Source organism: Saccharothrix sp. NRRL B-16314, from assembly GCF_000716595.1.
In the GTDB taxonomy this organism is placed as follows: Bacteria; Actinomycetota; Actinomycetes; order Mycobacteriales; family Pseudonocardiaceae; genus Actinosynnema.
In genome coordinates, this window is record NZ_JNXC01000022.1 from 17,909 (window position 1) to 35,424 (window position 17,516).

The window sequence follows — 17,516 nt, forward strand, 5'->3', positions numbered from 1 at the left end:
TCCCGGCATCCTCCGGTCGGCCCGCGTGCCCCGGCAGTGGCAAAGTGTCCACGCTTGCCATGATCAGGGCACACTCTGTCCATTGCCGGCCGAGGGCTCCGCGAGCTGTTGTTGCAGGGCCAAGTGGCGGAACTGGTAGAACGCCCCGAACTGGCGCAACACCTCCAGTCGGTGTGCGTCGGCGAGGAACGTGCCCAACCGCCACGGCAGGTCGCGCCGCAGCGCCAGCAGCACCCTGGCAGGGACGTACGCCGCCCACGCGGTGAACATGGTGATCGCCGCCGGGCCGCCCGCGACCGCGCCACCCGCCGCCCACCAGCCCAGCAAGGCGTCGCCGGTGACGATCCAGACCGAACCGCCGGTGATCACGGCGGCCACGACGGCGAACATCCCGCCGACGACGACCGTGGAGATCCGGTCGCGCCGTAGGGTGGCGTCCGAGGTACGGGCGCGGACCGTGGCGACGCGCTGGTCGAAACCCACCGCGCCGCGCAGCCACGCACCGGCGACGACCCCGATCACGAGGCCGGCCAGCAACGCGGCCGAGATACCCGCGACCACCCCGGCGAACGGCTCGCCGTCCAGGCATGGCAGCGCGCCGCCATCGCCATTGACAGCGAGCGCCACCGCCCACGCCACGGCGATCGCGAGCCCTCCGCCCTTCAGCCGCCGTGCCACGTCGGACCACGTGATGGGCAGGCTGCGGAAACCGCCGCTGCCGGACCCCTCTCGATGCGGTCCGGTCCCCGTGCGGACCGCCGTGTACCCCACGCAGAACGCCGCGCCCAACAGCAGCCCGACGACCGGGCCTATGCCCAGGCCGACCACCTGCGGTCCGAGCACCGCCGCGGCCGCGCCCCATACGAGGCCCGCCGTGACCCCCACGGCTACCTCCAACTGCCCGAGTGGAAGCGCGCGTCGCAACTTCCACCACGCGAAGTTGGGCGTCGCCCGACCTTCGAGGTGCCGGGCGAGGAAGCCGAGCCAACGCCGAGGTCCGTCACCGCGGTGGTGGGGTGTGCGGGTGGTGCCTGCCGGCCGGGCGCGATCGGCGTAGGTCTCGGCGATGAACGACTCCAGCAGGAACACCCGCACCGCCGCCTCGTCGGGCAGCGTGAGCAGCTCGTCCGGCCGCGACACGGCCCGGGCCATCGACACCATCAGCGGCGAGGTGAGCGCGGCGGCCACCGGTTCGTGCGCCACGGCGGACCGCCAGCCCTCGCCCAGGTGCGCCAACGCGTCCGCGATGCGGACCCCGGCGAGCTCGAACGTGGCCACGCCCGCCAACTCTGCCAGCGCCGGGTCCGGCCTGCTGGTCAGCACGACCGGATCGGCGGGACCGAGCTGGGCGTTCAGGGCCTCCACCGCCAACCTGCGCAGCGGCGGGGCCAACTCGTCCAGGCCGTCCAGCACCGGCAGCACCCCGCCCGCGTCTACCAGTTCGGAGCCGGCCGTGATTCCGTAGTCGGCCTCCAGGCGTTCGGCCAGCCAGTCCCGCAGGAGTTGCTGTTCCGGGTTCCACAACGCCAGCAGCACAGGCACCGGCACGGGCTCGTCCGGCCGCCGGTGGTCGAGCATGTCCAGGGTCAACTTCACGGCGAGGACCGTCTTGCCGGACCCTCCCGGACCCACGACGACCAGCCGGCGTACGGGCAGCAGCCGGAACGCCGCCGCGGACCCGGTCAGTTCCGACCGCTCCACCCGGCCCGCCGTCGACCACGCCACCGGCAGCGTGGGGGAGCGGAGCATCCCGCGCCCGACCCACTCGCCGTGCCACTGCGTCCGGACCGTCGCGGCCAGCTGGGCACGTGCGCGGTCGACGTCGACCGCAGGCTCGCGGACCTCGGCACGCCTGCCGAGCAGCACCACGAGCAGCACCAGAGCCACTGCCGCCGCGACCGCGCATGCACTCGCCACGCCCTCGACGCTAGCGAGGTCGAACCAAGTGGCGCGATAGACGGAAAGCCAGATCGAGGACGCCGTGACGCTCGTCAGCGACGCCGCCGCGATCGACAACCACCGCCCGTCGCGCGGCGCGGAGGGCGCGGGGTGGATGTGGACCGCGCCGATCCGCCCCGCCTGGATGACCGATCCGGTGATGTCGGCCGCGGTGACCTCGTTGACCGTTCGGCCATCCTCGGTCACCGGTTCGGCGGCTCACCGGCGCCGAAGCGCTTGCGGAGCAGCCTGCCCTGCTCCACCACCCGGGCCCGCGTCTGCTGGGCGGCGAGCCAGGCGTTCGAGTTCTGCACCGCGGCCAGCCGCACCGCCCAGTCGACCGGCTGGACCACGGTGCCGCTGCGGCGGTCGTGCCAGCACGTCGGGCCGCGCAGCGACAGGCACTCGACCACGGACAGCAGCAGCAACACCAACCCGAGCAACAGCAACGGGATGCTGAGCCGGAGCAGCCCGAAGGTCGACGCCACCCACCCCACGGCCGGCAGCAGCACGGTGAACGTCGTGCGCTTCGCGGCCTGCCCGAGCCGAATCCGCCGCGAGCCGTCGGCCGGGACGACGACCAGCGAGGTGATCACCTTGCCGACCGTCCGCCCCAGCCACGCGTGCGCGACGACGTCGTACAGCGCGACGACGAGCACTTGGGCCAGGATCGTGGCGGCGACCGAAAACGTGACCGTGCCCCAGACGTCGGACAGTCCCGCCGCAGCGCTGTCGCCCACGTCGTCCCACTCCATCGACAGCAGGCCCGTCACGCCGTCGCCCGTGAACGAGGCGGTGTTGAGCGCGGCGTTGCGCTTGATGTGTCCGACGGTCAGCAGCCACACCGGCGAGGTGACCGCAAGGATCAGCAGCCAGTCGACCAGGCGTGCGGCCCAACGGCGGGCAAGGCGGCGCGGCACAGGCAGCTGTTGGGTCATCGCGTACTCCCCGGAATGCTCACGTAGAGTGTTAAAGATACTACGTTCGGTGTTTGGTGGTGCCCGTAGATCTGCGGCCGGAAGGGCACCGCTCTGGTGAACTCCGGTCAATGGTCGACTGGCCGTTCACGGTGACCTAACGTCCGTCGGATGAAGCTCGAACTGCGGCACCTGCGGGTCGTCTGCGCGATCGCGGACTCGGGCAGCCTGTCGAAGGCGTCCGCCCTGCTCGGCCTGGCGCAACCCGCCCTGACGGCCCAGCTGCACCGGATCGAGGCCCTGCTCGGCGGCAAGCTGTTCGACCGGGACCACAAGGGCGCCCGGCCGACCGCGCTGGGCGGGCTGGTGCTGGAACGCGCCCGCGTCCTGCTGCCCGCGTTCTCCCGGCTGGAGGAGGACGCGCTGCGCCTGGTGGACGACGACGCGCCGGGCGATCGGTACCGGGTCGGCGCGGTGAACGGGCCGATGCTCGGCGGCCTGGTGCACCGCCTGACCGAGGCGCACCCCGGCTCGCACGTCTCGACGCAGGTGTCGTGGTCGGGTGACGAGCTGGCCGGCATGGTCGCCGCGGGCCGGCTCGACTACGTGCTGGTGGGCGTGTGCGGGGACGCGCCGCCGCCGTCCGAGCACGGGCTGACGTGGAGCGTGATCGCGATCGACCCGGTGTTCGTGCTGATGCCCGAGGACCACCCGTTCACGCTGCTGGAGGAGGTGGAGCTGGGCGCGCTGGAGGACATGCAGTGGGCCGTCACGCCGGGCGACGGGTGCTTCGGCGACTGCTTCGTCGCCGCGTGCAGCCGCGCCGGCTTCAGCCCGCGCACGATGTACTAGGTCGACATCAACAGCTGCATCGACCTCGTCGCGTCGGGTGACGCGGTGGCGCTGTGCCAGCCGACGTTCCGCCGCACCCCGGGCCTGGTGGCGGTGCCGCTCGCGAGCGCGCCGCTGCGGTGGCGGCACCTGATCGGCTGGAACCCGGAAGGCCCGGCCGCCGCCTTCGGCCCGCAGGTGCTCCGGTACGCCGCCGAGGCCTACCGCGAGACCGCCGAGCGCAACCCGCGCTACACGGCCTGGCTGCCGACGCACCCCGAGTACGGCGCCGTCGCCCTGCACGCCGCCTGAGCGAGAGCCGGTGACGTCCGCCGTCGCCCCTCAGCGGAGCGGCGGCCCACCGCCGCGGTAGCCGAACCCGCCCGGGTCGTCATAACCCGGTCTTATGACCCAACCGGTATTACCGCGGCCGGGCCGGCGGACCTAGGTTCGGGGAATCCCTGCACTCCCTTCGAGGAGAACTCCCTGATGTCAGCACTGTTGAGACCGCTCGCGCTCGCCGCGGCGCTGGTCGCGGCCGGCACCCTGTCGCCGGCCGCCGCCCAGGCCGCTCCCGCCGACCAGAACGCCGAAATCCTGTCCACGATCCAACGCGACCTCGGATTGGACGCGGACCAGGCGCGTGTCCGCCTCGCCGCCGACGAGCGTTCCGCCGTGACCGCGCGCACCCTGCGCAAGCGGCTGGACACCCGGTTCGGCGGCGCTTGGATCGACTCGTCCGGCACGCTCACCATCGGCGTGACACAACCATCCGAAGTGGACGAGGGCGTGCGCACGAAAGTGGTCCAGCGCAGCGAAAGCGACCTGGACGCGGTGAAGTCCGCGTTGGACGCGAACGTCGCCAAGGCGCCGCGTTCCACCCCCGGCTGGTACGTCGACCTGCCCACCAACACGGTGGTCGTGAAGTCCCAGCCTGGCAAGGTCGCCGCCGCGCGCGAGTTCGTCGCGTCCTCCGGCGTCGCCGCTTCCGCCGTCCGGTACCTCGTCACCACCGAGGAACCCCGCCCGCTGATCGACGTGATCGGCGGCAACGCCTACAACATCGGCAGCGGCTCGCGCTGCTCCGTCGGCTTCTCCGTCAACGGCGGGTTCGTCACCGCCGGGCACTGCGGGTCGACCGGCGCGTCGACGTCCAACCCGAGCGGCACGTTCCGCGGGTCGAGCTTCCCCGGCAACGACTACGCGTGGGTCCAGGTGGCGGCGGGCAACACCCCGCGCGGCCTGGTCAACAACTACTCCGGCGGCACGGTCTCGGTCGCGGGCTCGCAGGACGCGCCGGTCGGCTCGACCGTGTGCCGCTCCGGCTCCACCACCGGCTGGCACTGCGGCACGATCCAGGCGCGCAACTCGTCGGTGACGTACCCGCAGGGCACGGTGTCCGGCCTGATCCAGACCACGGTGTGCGCGGAGCCCGGCGACTCGGGCGGCTCCCTGCTCGCGGGCACCCAGGCGCAGGGCGTGACGTCCGGCGGCTCGGGCAACTGCAGCAGCGGCGGCACCACGTACTTCCAGCCGGTCAACGAGATCTTGCAGGCGTACGGCCTCACCCTGATCACCAGCGGCGGCGGCAACCCGGACCCGCCGACCGGCTGCGAGGACCCGGAGGCCACCTACAACGGCTCCCTGGCCTCCGGCGGGCAGACCTACGAGCCCGGCAACAGCTACTACCAGTCCACTGCGTCCGGTGCGCACGTCGGCTGCCTGGTCGGTCCGACGAGCGCGGACTTCGACCTGTACCTGCAGAAGTGGAACGGCAGCTCGTGGGCCGTCGTGGCGAAGGGCGACAGCCCGGCCGCGAGCGAGACGGTGACCTACAACGGCACCGCCGGCTACTACCGATTCCGGGTGCACGCGTACAGCGGGTCCGGCAACTACTCGCTGGGGGTCAAGAACCCCTAGCTGCGGGGGGAAGGAACCGTCGCGGGTCCGTGTCGCGTCTCCCCACGACACGGGCCCGCGCGGTCTTCACGGATCGTGGTCGGTAGATCACCTGATCGAGCGGCTACGGAAGAGCGCGGAAGCGGTCGATGCCATAGGGGTCACTTGCAAGGTCCCCAACCAGGTTAGGAAAACCGTGTCCGGAAACCGCACGCGCGGACTTCTGCGTGCCGCTGCCCTGCTCGCCGTCGGCGCTTCTCCGCTGCTCGCCTCCGCCGCGTCGGCGGCCGAGGCGCCCACCGACATCGTGGACGGCACCATCGGCCACGCGCCCGAGGTCGGCCAGGCCGCGAAGCTCGCGACCGACCTGCTCAGCGGCCAGGCCCTGAAGCTGCCCAGCCCGCTGTCCGTCGGCGCGGGGCAGGTCCAGGCGCCGAAGCTGGCCGCACCCGCCCTCACGCCGCCCGGTGTGCCCGCCGTGCCAGGTGTGCCGGGTGTGCCTGGTGTGCCCGCCGTGCCGGGTGTGCCTGGTGTGCCGCACGTGGGCCTGCCGATGGTGGGCGACGCCCTCGCGCCGCAGGGCCGTGCCCTGCCGTCGGTGCCGGCCGTGCCGCTGCCGCAGCCGCCCGTCGCGGTCCCGCAGCTGCCGGACGTCCCGCCGCAGGTGGGTGCGCTGCCGGTGCACGCGCCGCAGGTCGGCTAGGTCGAGGTGGGCGGGCGGGGCAGTCGAGGGTCCCGCCCGCCCATCTCCTGCACCAGCAACGCCACGTACAGCGACAGCACCGACTCCGGGTCCTCCAAGGACACCCCGAGCACCTGCTCGATCCGGCTCAACTGCTGGTAGTAGGCGGTTCGGGAGAGGTGGGCGGCGGCAGCGGCGGCGGACTTGTTGCCACCGTGCTCGCAGAAGCAGCGCAGCAGCTCCACCAGCCGAGTGCCCTGCGCGCCGTCCCTCGACAGCAACGTCCCCAACTCGCGGTCCGCGAACGCCAGCACCCGCTCGTCCTCGCGCAGCAGGTGCAGCAGCCCGCGCAGCCGCACGTCGTCCAGCCGGTGGTACAGCCGCGTTCCCGGTGACCGCAGGGCCGCCCCCGCGACGTGCGCCGCCTCGCCCAGCGACCGCCGCACGTCCGGCAGCGCGGTCACGGTCGTCCCGACGGCCACCACCACGGGCAGCGCGTGCTGCGTCTCCGCAGCCCGTTGGTGCACCTCCCGGGCGAGCCTCCGCAGCACGCCGTCCAACGCGGCCTGCGGCGGCAGCGACAGCAACGCCCGCACGCTCGTGTCGTCCACGACGCCGACGAGCGCGGGCACCGTCACCCGCCGGGCCGCCAGCGCCGTCGCCTCGGCGAGGTCGCGCAGCACCTCCTGCGAGGCCAACGCCTGCGCGGGTGCGGTGGCGGTGCCGGGCCGGATCGCCACCCCGACGAGCTGCCGCCGTTCCAGCGGCACGCCGAGCGCCGCCGCCCGCGTCGGCAGGTCGTGCGGCGGCTGCCCGAGCAACTGCGTGAGCAGCGTCCGGTGGGTCTGCCGCTCCAGCGACTCCCGGTCCCGCGCCACCAGCCGGTGCACGGCCAGCGCCGACGCCGCGCGTTCGGCCACCACGACGTGCCGGTGCGCCGGCTCGTCCGGGCTGAGCAGCACCAGCCGGCCCCAGTCCGCGCCACGGGCGCCGACCACCGTCACCAGCCAGCCGGCCTCCGCGTGGTACGCCGTCCGCTCCGACACCGCCACGGCCCGTGACCGCTGGCCCCAGTCCGCCAGCAGCGAGGTCGGGTCCTGGCCGGCCGCGTCGTACGCCAGCACCTCGTGCCCCAACGTCTCCAGCACCACCGGCAGCCCGGCGGTCCGCGCCACCTCGCGCAGCACCTCCGCCGGTTCGGCACCGGCCACGGTCAGCGCGGTGAACGTCTCGTGCACCTGCTCGGCCGCCCGCAGCTCGGCCAGCTGGGCGTCCACGATCAGCGACACCACGGCCTCGGTCACCGACACGAACCGGGTCTCCTCGGCCAGCGTGACCAGCGGCAGCTCGTGCTGCTCGGCGGCGGCCACCAGCGCGCCCGGCACCTCGTCGCTCCACCGCCGCACCAGCTCCACCACAAGCCCCGACGCGCCGACGGACGCCAGGTCCGAGACGTACTTCCGCAGCCCTTCGGGGTCCTCGGGCAGCGCGATCCCGGTGGTCAGCACCAGCTCGCCGCCGCGCAGCAGGTGCGCGATGTCGGCGACCTCGGCGACGTGCACCCACCGCACCCGCTTGCCCATCCCGGCCGCGCCCGCGACCACGGCGGGCTTCCCGCGCCGGACCACCGGCAGGGCGAGCGCTTCGGCGACCGTGGGGTACATGGACACAACGTAATGCCGATCGCGGGAAAGCGGTACAGGTTGTCCATGGCGGGCGTGAACCCGGCCGACCAGACTCCTGGGCACGGACCTACGACCGGAGGACGCGATGGGACACGAGGAGTTGCTGGCCCGGCACCGCGCCGTGATGCCCGACTGGATGGCCCTCTACTACGACCGGCCGATCGAGCTGGCGAGCGCGAGCGGACGCCGGGTCACGGACCGTGAAGGCCGCACCTACCTGGACTTCTTCGCCGGCATCCTGACCAACGCGGTCGGCTACGACGTGGCCGAGATCTCCGACGCGATCCGGTCCCAGCTCGACACCGGCGTGCTGCACAGCTCCACGCTCTACCTGATCAGATCGCAGGTCGAGCTGGCCGAGAAGATCGCCGAGCTGTCCGGCATCCCGGACGCCAAGGTGTTCTTCACCAACTCCGGCACCGAGGCCAACGAGACGGCGCTCATGCTGGCGACCAAGTTCCGCCGCAGCGACCAGGTCCTCGCGCTGCGCAACTCCTACCACGGCCGCGCGTTCGCCACCGTCGCGATCACCGGCAACCGCGGCTGGTCGGCGTCCTCGCTCAGCCCGGTGAAGGTCAGCTGGGTGCACGGCGGCTACCGGTTCCGCAGCCCGTTCAAGGACCTGTCGGACGCCGACTACGTCAAGGCGTGCGTGGCGGACCTGCGCGAGGTGATCGAGACCACCACCGCCGGTGACGTGGCGTGCATGATCGTCGAGCCGATCCAGGGCGTGGGCGGGTTCTCCTCGCCGCCCGACGGGCTGTTCCGCGCGTTCAAGGAAGTGCTGGACGAGTACGGGATCCTGTTCGTCTCCGACGAGGTGCAGACCGGGTGGGGCCGCACCGGTGAGCACTTCTGGGGCATCCAGTCGCACGGCGTGACGCCGGACGCGATGACGTTCGCGAAGGGCCTGGGCAACGGGCTGGCGATCGGCGGCGTGGTCGCGCGCGGCGACCTGATGGACTGCCTCACGGCCAACTCGCTGTCCACGTTCGGCGGCAACCCGATCGCCACGACGGGTGCGCTGGCGACGCTGAACTACCTGCTTGACCACGACCTGCAGGCCAACGCCGCCAAGCTCGGCGACCGGCTGATCGGTGGGCTGCGGTCCATCGCGGAGGACCGGCCTGCGGTCGGCGACGTGCGCGGCAAGGGTTTGATGGTCGGGATCGAGATGGTGGGCGCGGACGGCGCTCCGGACCCGGCGAAGGCGGTCGAGGTGCTTGAGGGCACGCGGGAACGCGGGCTGCTGGTGGGCAAGGGCGGCCTGTACGGCAACGTCATCCGCCTCGCGCCGCCCATGACGTTGACCGAGGACGAGGTCGAGGAAGCACTCGGCATCCTGGAGGACGTGCTGTGACCAGCGTGCGGATCACCCCCAAGAGGATCGGTCACTGGATCGGCGGCAAGCCGTGGGACACCGCCGGTGGAGTCGACGGCTCTGTCGGGAGCGCGCGCTCCGGTGACGTGTACGACCCGGCGACCGGGCAGGTGGTGGCGCGGGTCGACTTCGCCGACGAGTCCACTGTGGACGAAGCGGTGGCTTGTGCGCGTGAGGCCTTCACGTCGTGGCGCAACGCTTCGCTGGCGCAGCGGTCGACGGTGATGTTCGCGTTCCGGGAGCTGCTGAACGCCCGCAAGGGTGAGCTGACGGCGATCGTCACCGCCGAGCACGGCAAGGTGCTGTCCGACGCGGCGGGGGAGGTGCAGCGCGCGCTGGAGGCCGTGGAGTTCGCGTGTGGCATCCCGCACCTGCTCAAGGGTGGGTTCAGCGAGAACGCGTCCACCCGGGTCGACGTGTACTCGATCCAGCAGCCGCTGGGGGTGGTCGGCGTGATCTCGCCGTTCAACTTCCCGGCGATGGTGCCGCTGTGGTTCGTGCCCAACGCGATCGCGTGCGGTAACGCGGTGGTGCTCAAGCCGTCGGAGAAGGACCCGTCGGCGGCGAACTTCATCGCGGAGCTGTTCGCGGAGGCAGGGTTGCCGGACGGTGTGCTGAACGTGGTGCACGGGGACAAGGTCGCGGTGGACCGGCTGCTGGAGCACCCGGACGTGAAGGCGGTGTCGTTCGTGGGGTCGACACCGATCGCGCGGTACGTCTACGAGACCGGTACGCGGCACGGGAAGCGCGTGCAGGCGTTGGGCGGTGCGAAGAACCACATGGTGGTGCTGCCCGACGCGGACCTGGACCTGGCGGCGGACGCGGCGGTGTCGGCCGGGTTCGGCTCGGCGGGGGAGCGGTGCATGGCCATCTCGGTCGTGGTCGCGGTGGACCCGGTCGGCGACGAGCTGGTCTCGAAGATCGTAGATCGGATACAGAAACTGCACGTCGGTGACGGACGGCGTCCGGGCTGTGAGATGGGTCCGCTGGTCACCGGCGCCCACCGCGATCGTGTTCTGTCTTATGTGGACAACGGACAATCCGAAGGCGCCTCGCTGGTCGTCGACGGTCGATCGCATGCGATCGACGGTGAAGCCGAGGGGTTCTGGCTCGGCCCGACCCTGTTCGACCACGTCGGCGCGGAGATGTCGATCTACCGGGACGAGATCTTCGGGCCGGTGCTGTCGGTGCTGCGGGTGGCGAAGTACGACGATGCGCTGGACGTGGTCAACGCCAACCCGTACGGCAACGGGACGGCGATCTTCACCAACGACGGCGGTGCGGCGCGGCGGTTCCAGAACGAGGTCGAGGTCGGGATGGTGGGCGTGAACGTGCCCATCCCGGTGCCGGTGGCTTACTACTCGTTCGGTGGGTGGAAGGACTCGCTGTTCGGCGATTCGCACGCGTACGGGCCGGAGGGCGTGCACTTCTTCACCCGGACCAAGGTTGTCACCGGCCGGTGGCTCGACCCGTCCCACGGCGGGGTCAACCTCGGGTTCCCGCAGAACACGTGAGCCCGACGGAACACGTGCGTGAGTTGGTCCGGCGGTTCTACGCCGACGCGTGGAACCGCTGGGACGACTCGGTGGTGGACGGGCTGCTGGCCCCGGACTTCACGTTCCGGGGCTCGCTCGGCGCAACGGTCCGCGGGCGTGACGGCTGGCGGGCGTACCGCGACCAGGTCAGGGCAGCGGTGCCGGACTTCCACAACGAGGTCGTGGCGCTGGTGGTCGAACGTCGGACGGCGGCGGCACGCCTGCACTACACCGGCCACCACCACGGCGTGCTGCTCGGAGTGCGGGGTTCCGGCGGCGCCATCAACTACCCCGGCGCAGCGTTCTTCACCGCGTCGGGCGGGCTGCTGACCGACGCGTGGGTGTTGGGCGACCTCGACACGCTGCGCACCCAGCTCGTCGACACCACCCAGCCCTAACGACCCATTCCACGGCCCGCCTCCACTGTTCGCGGACCGGACCGGGCCGGATCGGGCCGGGGCTGGTGGTGGTTGTCGGTCCGATCCGTCCCCGCGTCCTGCACTTCGGGCGTTCGCTACTTCGACTGGGCAGCCAGTGCCTGAGGGAGCGGGTCGTATCGGCTGAACCGGCGCGTGTACGTGCCGGTGCCCGAAGTGAGCGACCGCAGCTCCACCGCGTACCTGAGCAGTTCCGTGGCGGGCACCTCGGCGCGGATCACCGTGTAGCCGGGGCTTTCCGCCTCCGTGCCGAGCACCCGACCCCGCCGGCTGGACAGGTCGCCGAGCACGGTGCCGAGGTGGTCGTCCGGCAGCCGCACCGTCACCTCGTCCACCGGTTCCAGCAGCGCGGTCCGCCCGTTCGCCGCAGCGTCCTTCAACGCCAGCGAGCCGGCCGTCTGGAACGCGGCGTCCGACGAGTCGACCGAGTGCGCCTTGCCGTCGACCAGCGTCACCCGGACGTCGACCACGGGGTGCCCGCCCAGCAGTCCGCGTTCGAGCTGCGCCCGCACACCCTTCTCCACGCTGGGGATGAACTGGTTCGGAATCGCGCCGCCGACGATCTTGTCCACGAATTCGAAGCCCGACCCGCGCGGCAGGGGGTCGACGATGATGTCGCACACCGCGTACTGGCCGTGGCCGCCGGACTGCTTCACGTGCCGCCCGTGCCCCTTGGCCTGGCCGGCGAACGTCTCGCGCAACGCCACCCGCACCGGCTCCGTGTCGACCTCCGCGCCACCCGCCCGCAGCCGGGCCAGCACGACGTCCGCGTGCGCCTCGCCCATGCACCACAGCACCAGCTGGTGGGTCTCGGCGTTGCGCTCCAGCCGCAACGTCGGGTCGCCCGCGACCAGCTTGCCCAGGTTGCGGGCCAGGTTGTCCTCGTCGCTGCGGCTGCGCGGCACGACCGCGACCGGCAGCAGCGGTTCCGGCATCTCCCACGGCGTCATCAGCAGCGGCTTCTCCGGCGCGGACACCGTGTCGCCGGTTTCCGCCGAGCCCAGCTTGGTCAACGCGCACAGGTCACCCGCCACGCAGTACGGCACCTCGCGGAGGTTCGCCCCCAACGGCGAGTAGATGTGCGCGACCCGCTCGTCCACGTCGTGGTCCTCGTGACCCCGGTCCGCCATGCCATGACCCGACACGTGCACCGGGCGTTCGGGGCGCAGCGTCCCGGAGAACACGCGCACCAGCGACACGCGGCCCACGTACGAGTCGACGGCGGTGCGGACGACCTCCGCCACCAGCGGTCCGTTCGGGTCGGCTGCCAGCCGTGGCTGCGGGATGCCGTCCACGCCGGTCACGTCGGGCAGCGGGTGTTCCAGGGGGGACGGGAACGCGCGGGCGATGCCGTCGAGCAGTTCGGGCAGGCCGAGGCCGGTCAGCGCGCACACCGGCATCACCGGGTGGAACGAGCCGCGCGCGACCGCCGTCTCCAGGTCCGCGACGAGCGTCGCCTGGTCGATGTCCTCGCCACCGAGGTAGCGGTCCATCAGGGTCTCGTCCTCGCTCTCCGCGATGATCCCCTCGATGAGCGCGTTGCGGTCGTCCTCGTGCCGGGGGTCGTCGGTGGTGAGCAGGTTGACCAGGCCGCCGTCGTCACCGGGGAGGTACAGCGGCACGACGCCCGCGCCGAAGGCCGCCTGGCAGGACGCGATCTCGGTTGCCACGTCGGCGCGCTGGTGGTCGGTCCGCGCGACCACGACCGCGCGCGGCATGCCGACCATCGCGCACTCCTCCCACAGCGCGATCGTCGAAGCGTCCACCCCTTCCGACGCGCTGACCACGAACAACGCCGCGTCCGCCGCGCGCAGGCCGGCCCGCAACTCGCCGACGAAGTCCGCGTAGCCGGGGGTGTCGATCAGGTTGATCTTGATGTCACCGTGCCGGACCGGAGCCACCGCGAGCCCGACCGACCGCTGCTGGCGGACCGCCGCGGGGTCGTGGTCGCACACGGTGTTGCCTTCGGTGACCGATCCGGCTCGGGTCAGCACGCCGGTGCTGGCGAGCAGGGCCTCGGCGAGCGTCGTCTTGCCGGAGCCGGACGGGCCGACCAGCACGACGTTGCGGACCTTGGCCGGGTCGTCCACAGCGACCGCGCCTGCCGAGTGGCCGTTGTCGGAGTGTTTGCTGCCCATGGGACCCACACCTCCACAAGTGATTAGTGTCCGATCTCACACCCGTGGGCCGCGGGGGACAACCCCAAGCGGTCACACCCAACCCGGCAGGAGGAATGCGGACGGGCGTCGCGACCAGGCCCGCCGCACCGGGTCGGAGTGCCGGTGGTGGCGGTGTCAATCCGGTGCGTGGCGTAGGCCACTACCTGCGAAGGGAGGGGAAGTGGCCTGCCGAGAACGGGCGTGATTGGCATGCTTGGGCGGTCCACGTGGCCCGTAACATGGAGGTGCAGGTCCTCTACTTCGAGAAAGGTTGGCCGTGACCACTTCACCCGACACCGGCACCCAGGTCACCGGCACTTCCCGCGTCAAGCGGGGCATGGCGGAGATGCTCAAGGGCGGTGTGATCATGGACGTGGTCAACGCCGAGCAGGCCAAGATCGCCGAGGACGCGGGCGCCGTGGCGGTCATGGCGCTGGAGCGGGTCCCCGCCGACATCCGCGCGCAGGGCGGCGTGTCCCGGATGAGCGACCCGGACATGATCGACGGCATCATCGGCGCGGTGTCCATCCCCGTGATGGCCAAGGCGCGGATCGGCCACTTCGTCGAGGCGCAGGTGCTCCAGGCGCTCGGCGTGGACTACATCGACGAGTCCGAGGTGCTGACCCCGGCGGACTACGCGAACCACATCGACAAGTGGCAGTTCACCGTGCCGTTCGTGTGTGGTGCGACGAACCTGGGCGAGGCGCTGCGGCGCATCACCGAGGGCGCGGCGATGATCCGCTCGAAGGGCGAGGCCGGCACCGGCGACGTCTCCAACGCCACCACCCACATGCGCAAGATCCGCGCGGAGCTGCTGCGGTTGCAGAACCTGCCGGCCGACGAGCTGTACGTCGCCGCGAAGGAGCTCCAGGCCCCGTACGAGCTGGTCCGCGAGGTGGCAGAGGCCGGCAAGCTGCCGGTCGTCCTGTTCACCGCGGGCGGCATCGCCACCCCCTCCGACGCCGCGATGATGATGCAGCTCGGTGCGGAGGGCGTGTTCGTCGGGTCGGGCATCTTCAAGTCCGGCAACCCGGCGCAGCGGGCCGAGGCGATCGTGAAGGCGACGACGTTCTACGACGACCCGGACGTGATCGCCAAGGTGTCGCGCGGCCTCGGCGAGGCGATGGTCGGCATCAACGTGGACGAGATCCCCGAGCCGCACCGGCTGGCCGAGCGCGGCTGGTAGGACTTCGGTCGACGTGACAGCGGCCCGCCGGACTTCCGGCGGGCCGCTGTCGTCCTGTCAGGAGATCGGGTAGACCTCGATCCGCGCGTTGTGGCCGTTGGCGCCGGCCAGTTTCTTGTCGCAGGTGATGAGCGGTACGTCGAGTTCTTCGGCGAGCGCCACGTAGAGGGCGTCATAGGCTGATACGGAGTGCCGGATCGCCCATGCACGCCTGATCAGCACTCGATGGCTGACCCGGGTGACCGGGGTCATCCCGATGTGTTCGAGGTGGCGGTATCCCTCCGCCTCGGAGATCTCTCCGCGTAGGGCCATGCCGCGCAGAGCACTCAGCGCCTCCGCGTCGAGGATCTCCGGCGCCGCGAGGTCGGAGGTGAGGAGGCGTCGAACAAGCTCCTGGTCCGGATCTCGGCCTGCGAGGAGTTCGACGAGCGCCGAGTTGTCGACCACCGCGCCGACGGTCATTCGCCCTCCTCCCGAATCTTGCGAACGTCTCGGACGTAGTCGCCGACGTCGAGGGTCGAGCCGTGCAGCCGCGACCGCTGGTAGATCTCGGTCATGGTCGGCTGGCGGGCCATCTCGATGAACATGTTGCGCAGGTAGGCGGTCAGCGAGATGCCCTCCGCGTTCGCACGGGCCTGGAGGGTGGCGACCACGTCGGCGGGCACGTCGCGGATGTGGACCGGCTTGGTCGCGCGCTCGCTCATGCCTTCGACTATAGGTGGGGCGGTTGCTGTCTGCATGCAAGGTTTATCGGTCGCTGCACCGCCCGACTGGATCGCTCGAACGTGCGTTCTAGACGTGCTCCGAGACCAGCAGGGCGGTAGTACCCCGTTCGAGTGCCTGGGCCGTGTGCGGGATGTCGCCGGGGTAGACGAGGTAGTCCCCGGGGCCCAGTTCGATCGGTTCGGTCCGCGGTCCGGCGAGCATCCGGCCGGTGCTGACGATCAGGTGTTCCACGGTGCCCGACATGTGCGGCTCCGACTCGCGGGCCGCGCCCGGTTCCAGCCGGAGCATGTAGATGTCACGGCGGGCGCCCGGCGGGCAGGACGCGAGCAGGGTCGCGGTGTAGTTGGCGCGTTCCGAGTAGATCGCCGGACCCTCGCCCGCCCGGATCACCCGGACCCTGGCGGCGGGCGGGTCGACGAGGCGGGAGAACGGCACGCCGAGCGCCACGCCGAGCGCCCACAGCGTCTCCACGCTGGGGTTGCCGCTCGCCGACTCGAGCTGGGACAGCGTCGACTTCGCGATCCCCGCCCGCTTGGCCAGCTCGCTCAACGACAGGCCGGCCCGTTCACGCTCCCGGCGGAGCGAGGCGGCGATGACCTGGAGCGGCGCGCCTGTGTTCGACATGACAGTCCAATCGTTCGGCTTGACGAACGCCTTCCCGGGTGTTCATCGTAGAAGACGATGCGTTCGACATGGCGAACCCTGGACCCCGAGCTGCTGCGTGACGTCTCCGCGGTGGCGGCCGGCGCGGCGGTCAGCGGCGCCTCGTTCGGCGCGATCTCCACCAGCGCGGGCATGTCGTGGTGGCTCCCCGTCGTGATGTCCCTCCTCGTCTTCGCGGGCGGCTCGCAGTTCATGGCGGTCGGGGTGGTCGCGGCCGGCGGCAGTCCGGCCGCGGCGGTGGTGGCCGGACTCCTGCTCAACGTCCGCCACCTGCCGTTCGGCCTGGCCATCGGCGACGTGCTGGGCAAGGGCCTGCTCCAGCGGCTCGTCGGCAGCCACCTCCTGATCGACGAGACCACCGCGTTCGCGCTGGCCCAACCCGACCCGCGCAAGGCCAAGACCGCCTACTGGCTGTGCGGCGTCACGTTGTTCGTCGCCTGGAACGTGTCGGTGGTCGCGGGCGCGCTGATCGGCCGGAACATCGGCGACCCCAGCGCCTTCGGGCTGGACGCGGTGTTCCCCGCGGCACTCCTCGCGCTCCTGCTGCCGGCCCTCAAGGACGCCGCCACCCGGAACGCCGCCCTGCTCGGCGCGGCCGTCGCGCTGGCCGCCACGCCGTTCCTGCCCGCAGGCGTTCCGGTGCTGTGCGCGGTGCTCGGACTGCTGATCACCGCACGTCAGAAGGTGCCCGCATGACGTTGACCGCGATCCTGGTGCTCGCCGCCGGCACCTACGCATTCCGCCTCTCCGGGCCGCTGCTGCGCGACCGGCTCAAGCTGTCGGACCGGGTCAAGCTGCTGATGTCCACCTCGGCGACGGTCCTGCTGTTCGCCCTGGTCGCCACGTCCACGCTCGCCAAGGGCCAGTCCTTCGCGGGTTTCGCGCTGCCGATCGGCGTGCTGGTCGGTGGTATCGCGGCGTGGCGGAAGGCGCCGTTCGTGGTGGTGGTCGTGCTCGCCGCCGCGACGACCGCCGGCCTGCGGTTCGTCGGCGTGTCCTAGACCGGCGCGGACCGGGCTGCCACGGCGCTCAAGGCCATTCAGGACCGGCGAGATCCCGAGCGGAATCATCGCCGATCAGCGGATGGCGGCGGCCGGCCTACAAGTAGTCGGCCAGCCGGCCGGCGAGCCGGTGGCGGTCGCGGGCGGCGCCGGGGTTCGGCTCCGCGCTGCCGGGCTTGCCCGCCAGCACGTCGTCCACGAACTTCGCCACCGCGTCGGGCGGCGGCACGATCGGCAGGCCGAGGTGGGCCACCACCACCGGCTTCTCCGTCGGGTCGGTCTCCACCGCGATCGACCAGCCGCGCTGCTCGCTCCACAGCAGCATCAGGTCACGGCCCGGCCCTTCCAGGCCCAGGTACGCGGTGGCGGTGTCGCTGACCTCGAACTCGGTGCCCTCGGGGGGCACGCCGACTTCTTCGGCCACCGCCCGCACGTACCTGGCCAGACCGAGACTGATCTGCGCGCTGTCATCCATA

18 protein-coding genes are annotated in these 17,516 nt (G+C 71.7%); 10 read left to right on the plus strand and 8 right to left on the minus strand.

Features of this window, described 5'->3' with window-relative positions; translation table 11 throughout:
* Positions 1–63: 63 nt before the first annotated feature.
* Positions 64–2,145: an NACHT domain-containing protein gene (locus OQ02_RS26720; RefSeq protein WP_033441354.1), complete on the minus strand. Its 2,082-nt coding sequence runs from the start codon at positions 2,143–2,145 to the stop codon at positions 64–66.
* Entirely contained in the window at positions 2,142–2,876 is a 735-nt protein-coding gene (locus tag OQ02_RS26725; protein ID WP_081915971.1) for an RDD family protein, read from the minus strand. The genes OQ02_RS26720 and OQ02_RS26725 overlap by 4 nt, the downstream gene beginning before the upstream one ends.
* 150 nt (positions 2,877–3,026) lie before the next feature.
* On the opposite strand from OQ02_RS26725, the gene OQ02_RS40250 reads away from it, so the two are divergent.
* The 4 genes from OQ02_RS40250 to OQ02_RS26740 all read left to right on the plus strand — a co-directional run bounded on the left by OQ02_RS40250 (position 3,027) and on the right by OQ02_RS26740 (position 6,288).
* Positions 3,027–3,707 (plus strand): LysR family transcriptional regulator, encoded by a 681-nt coding sequence (locus OQ02_RS40250; protein WP_231500238.1) that lies wholly within the window; start codon positions 3,027–3,029, stop codon positions 3,705–3,707.
* A 45-nt stretch (positions 3,708–3,752) separates the two neighbouring features.
* Complete coding sequence (locus OQ02_RS46090) at positions 3,753–3,998, plus strand: hypothetical protein (RefSeq protein WP_231500239.1); 246 nt, start codon at positions 3,753–3,755, stop codon at positions 3,996–3,998.
* Positions 3,999–4,175: 177 nt separating this feature from the next.
* Positions 4,176–5,606 (plus strand): S1 family peptidase, encoded by a 1,431-nt coding sequence (locus OQ02_RS26735; protein WP_033441355.1) that lies wholly within the window; start codon positions 4,176–4,178, stop codon positions 5,604–5,606.
* Between the two features lie 175 nt (positions 5,607–5,781).
* Positions 5,782–6,288 carry a hypothetical protein gene (locus OQ02_RS26740; RefSeq protein ID WP_033441356.1) on the plus strand — a complete coding sequence of 169 codons (507 nt, stop codon included), beginning with the start codon at positions 5,782–5,784 and terminating at the stop codon, positions 6,286–6,288.
* Here the strand turns inward: OQ02_RS26740 and OQ02_RS26745 are convergent.
* On the minus strand, positions 6,285–7,931 hold the full coding sequence (locus tag OQ02_RS26745) for a PucR family transcriptional regulator (protein WP_051772836.1): 1,647 nt from the start codon (positions 7,929–7,931) through the stop codon (positions 6,285–6,287). The genes OQ02_RS26740 and OQ02_RS26745 overlap by 4 nt on opposite strands.
* 106 nt (positions 7,932–8,037) lie before the next feature.
* Here OQ02_RS26745 and OQ02_RS26750 point away from each other — a divergent pair, with 106 nt between their 5' ends.
* The 3 genes from OQ02_RS26750 to OQ02_RS26760 are packed head-to-tail and all read left to right on the plus strand — an operon-like array spanning position 8,038 to position 11,266.
* Positions 8,038–9,312, plus strand: coding sequence for an aspartate aminotransferase family protein (locus OQ02_RS26750; RefSeq protein WP_033441357.1), 1,275 nt, complete (start codon positions 8,038–8,040; stop codon positions 9,310–9,312).
* Positions 9,313–9,317: 5 nt separating this feature from the next.
* A complete protein-coding gene (locus OQ02_RS26755; RefSeq protein ID WP_442973683.1) occupies positions 9,318–10,847 on the plus strand; it encodes a CoA-acylating methylmalonate-semialdehyde dehydrogenase in 1,530 nt (509 codons plus the stop codon).
* 14 nt (positions 10,848–10,861) lie between these two features.
* A complete protein-coding gene (locus tag OQ02_RS26760; RefSeq protein WP_051772837.1) occupies positions 10,862–11,266 on the plus strand; it encodes an ester cyclase in 405 nt (134 codons plus the stop codon).
* A gap of 116 nt (positions 11,267–11,382) precedes the next feature.
* Here the strand turns inward: OQ02_RS26760 and OQ02_RS26765 are convergent, their stop codons facing one another.
* The gene (locus OQ02_RS26765; protein WP_033441358.1) at positions 11,383–13,443 is read right to left on the minus strand and encodes an elongation factor G-like protein EF-G2; all 2,061 of its coding nucleotides are present in this window, start codon (positions 13,441–13,443) and stop codon (positions 11,383–11,385) included.
* A gap of 298 nt (positions 13,444–13,741) precedes the next feature.
* Between OQ02_RS26765 and pdxS the strand changes: the two genes are divergently transcribed.
* Positions 13,742–14,650 carry a pyridoxal 5'-phosphate synthase lyase subunit PdxS gene (pdxS, locus tag OQ02_RS26770; protein WP_197043509.1) on the plus strand — a complete coding sequence of 303 codons (909 nt, stop codon included), beginning with the start codon at positions 13,742–13,744 and terminating at the stop codon, positions 14,648–14,650.
* Between the two features lie 57 nt (positions 14,651–14,707).
* Here the strand turns inward: pdxS and OQ02_RS26775 are convergent, their stop codons facing one another.
* The 3 genes from OQ02_RS26775 to OQ02_RS26785 form a co-directional block, all read right to left on the minus strand.
* The gene (locus tag OQ02_RS26775; RefSeq protein WP_033441360.1) at positions 14,708–15,112 is read right to left on the minus strand and encodes a type II toxin-antitoxin system VapC family toxin; all 405 of its coding nucleotides are present in this window, start codon (positions 15,110–15,112) and stop codon (positions 14,708–14,710) included.
* Positions 15,109–15,354 (minus strand): FitA-like ribbon-helix-helix domain-containing protein, encoded by a 246-nt coding sequence (locus OQ02_RS26780; protein ID WP_033441361.1) that lies wholly within the window; start codon positions 15,352–15,354, stop codon positions 15,109–15,111. Before OQ02_RS26780 ends, OQ02_RS26775 begins: the two co-directional genes overlap by 4 nt.
* Positions 15,355–15,442: 88 nt before the next feature.
* On the minus strand, positions 15,443–16,000 hold the full coding sequence (locus OQ02_RS26785; RefSeq protein ID WP_033441362.1) for a helix-turn-helix domain-containing protein: 558 nt from the start codon (positions 15,998–16,000) through the stop codon (positions 15,443–15,445).
* A 57-nt stretch (positions 16,001–16,057) separates the two neighbouring features.
* Between OQ02_RS26785 and OQ02_RS26790 the strand changes: the two genes are divergently transcribed.
* Both OQ02_RS26790 and OQ02_RS26795 read left to right on the plus strand, forming a co-directional pair.
* A complete protein-coding gene (locus OQ02_RS26790; protein ID WP_033441363.1) occupies positions 16,058–16,735 on the plus strand; it encodes an AzlC family ABC transporter permease in 678 nt (225 codons plus the stop codon).
* Positions 16,732–17,040 carry an AzlD domain-containing protein gene (locus tag OQ02_RS26795; RefSeq protein ID WP_033441364.1) on the plus strand — a complete coding sequence of 103 codons (309 nt, stop codon included), beginning with the start codon at positions 16,732–16,734 and terminating at the stop codon, positions 17,038–17,040. The genes OQ02_RS26790 and OQ02_RS26795 overlap by 4 nt, the downstream gene beginning before the upstream one ends.
* 97 nt (positions 17,041–17,137) lie before the next feature.
* On the opposite strand, the gene OQ02_RS26800 is transcribed toward OQ02_RS26795, so the two are convergent.
* Positions 17,138–17,515 (minus strand): DUF6292 family protein, encoded by a 378-nt coding sequence (locus tag OQ02_RS26800; RefSeq protein WP_033441365.1) that lies wholly within the window; start codon positions 17,513–17,515, stop codon positions 17,138–17,140.
* Position 17,516: the final 1 nt, after the last annotated feature.

Excerpts from the sequence above, each read along its gene's own strand:
- OQ02_RS26725 (WP_081915971.1), bottom strand. The coding sequence starts at position 2,876 with ATGACCCAACAGCTGCCTGTGCCGCGCCGCCTTGCCCGCCGTTGGGCC.
- OQ02_RS40250 (WP_231500238.1), top strand. The coding sequence starts at position 3,027 with ATGAAGCTCGAACTGCGGCACCTGCGGGTCGTCTGCGCGATCGCGGAC.
- OQ02_RS26735 (WP_033441355.1), top strand. The coding sequence starts at position 4,176 with ATGTCAGCACTGTTGAGACCGCTCGCGCTCGCCGCGGCGCTGGTCGCG.
- OQ02_RS26745 (WP_051772836.1), bottom strand. The coding sequence starts at position 7,931 with ATGTACCCCACGGTCGCCGAAGCGCTCGCCCTGCCGGTGGTCCGGCGC.
- OQ02_RS26750 (WP_033441357.1), top strand. The coding sequence starts at position 8,038 with ATGGGACACGAGGAGTTGCTGGCCCGGCACCGCGCCGTGATGCCCGAC.
- OQ02_RS26765 (WP_033441358.1), bottom strand. The coding sequence starts at position 13,443 with ATGGGCAGCAAACACTCCGACAACGGCCACTCGGCAGGCGCGGTCGCT.
- OQ02_RS26775 (WP_033441360.1), bottom strand. The coding sequence starts at position 15,112 with ATGACCGTCGGCGCGGTGGTCGACAACTCGGCGCTCGTCGAACTCCTC.
- OQ02_RS26780 (WP_033441361.1), bottom strand. The coding sequence starts at position 15,354 with ATGAGCGAGCGCGCGACCAAGCCGGTCCACATCCGCGACGTGCCCGCC.
- OQ02_RS26785 (WP_033441362.1), bottom strand. The coding sequence starts at position 16,000 with ATGTCGAACACAGGCGCGCCGCTCCAGGTCATCGCCGCCTCGCTCCGC.
- OQ02_RS26790 (WP_033441363.1), top strand. The coding sequence starts at position 16,058 with ATGCGTTCGACATGGCGAACCCTGGACCCCGAGCTGCTGCGTGACGTC.
- OQ02_RS26795 (WP_033441364.1), top strand. The coding sequence starts at position 16,732 with ATGACGTTGACCGCGATCCTGGTGCTCGCCGCCGGCACCTACGCATTC.
- OQ02_RS26800 (WP_033441365.1), bottom strand. The coding sequence starts at position 17,515 with ATGGATGACAGCGCGCAGATCAGTCTCGGTCTGGCCAGGTACGTGCGG.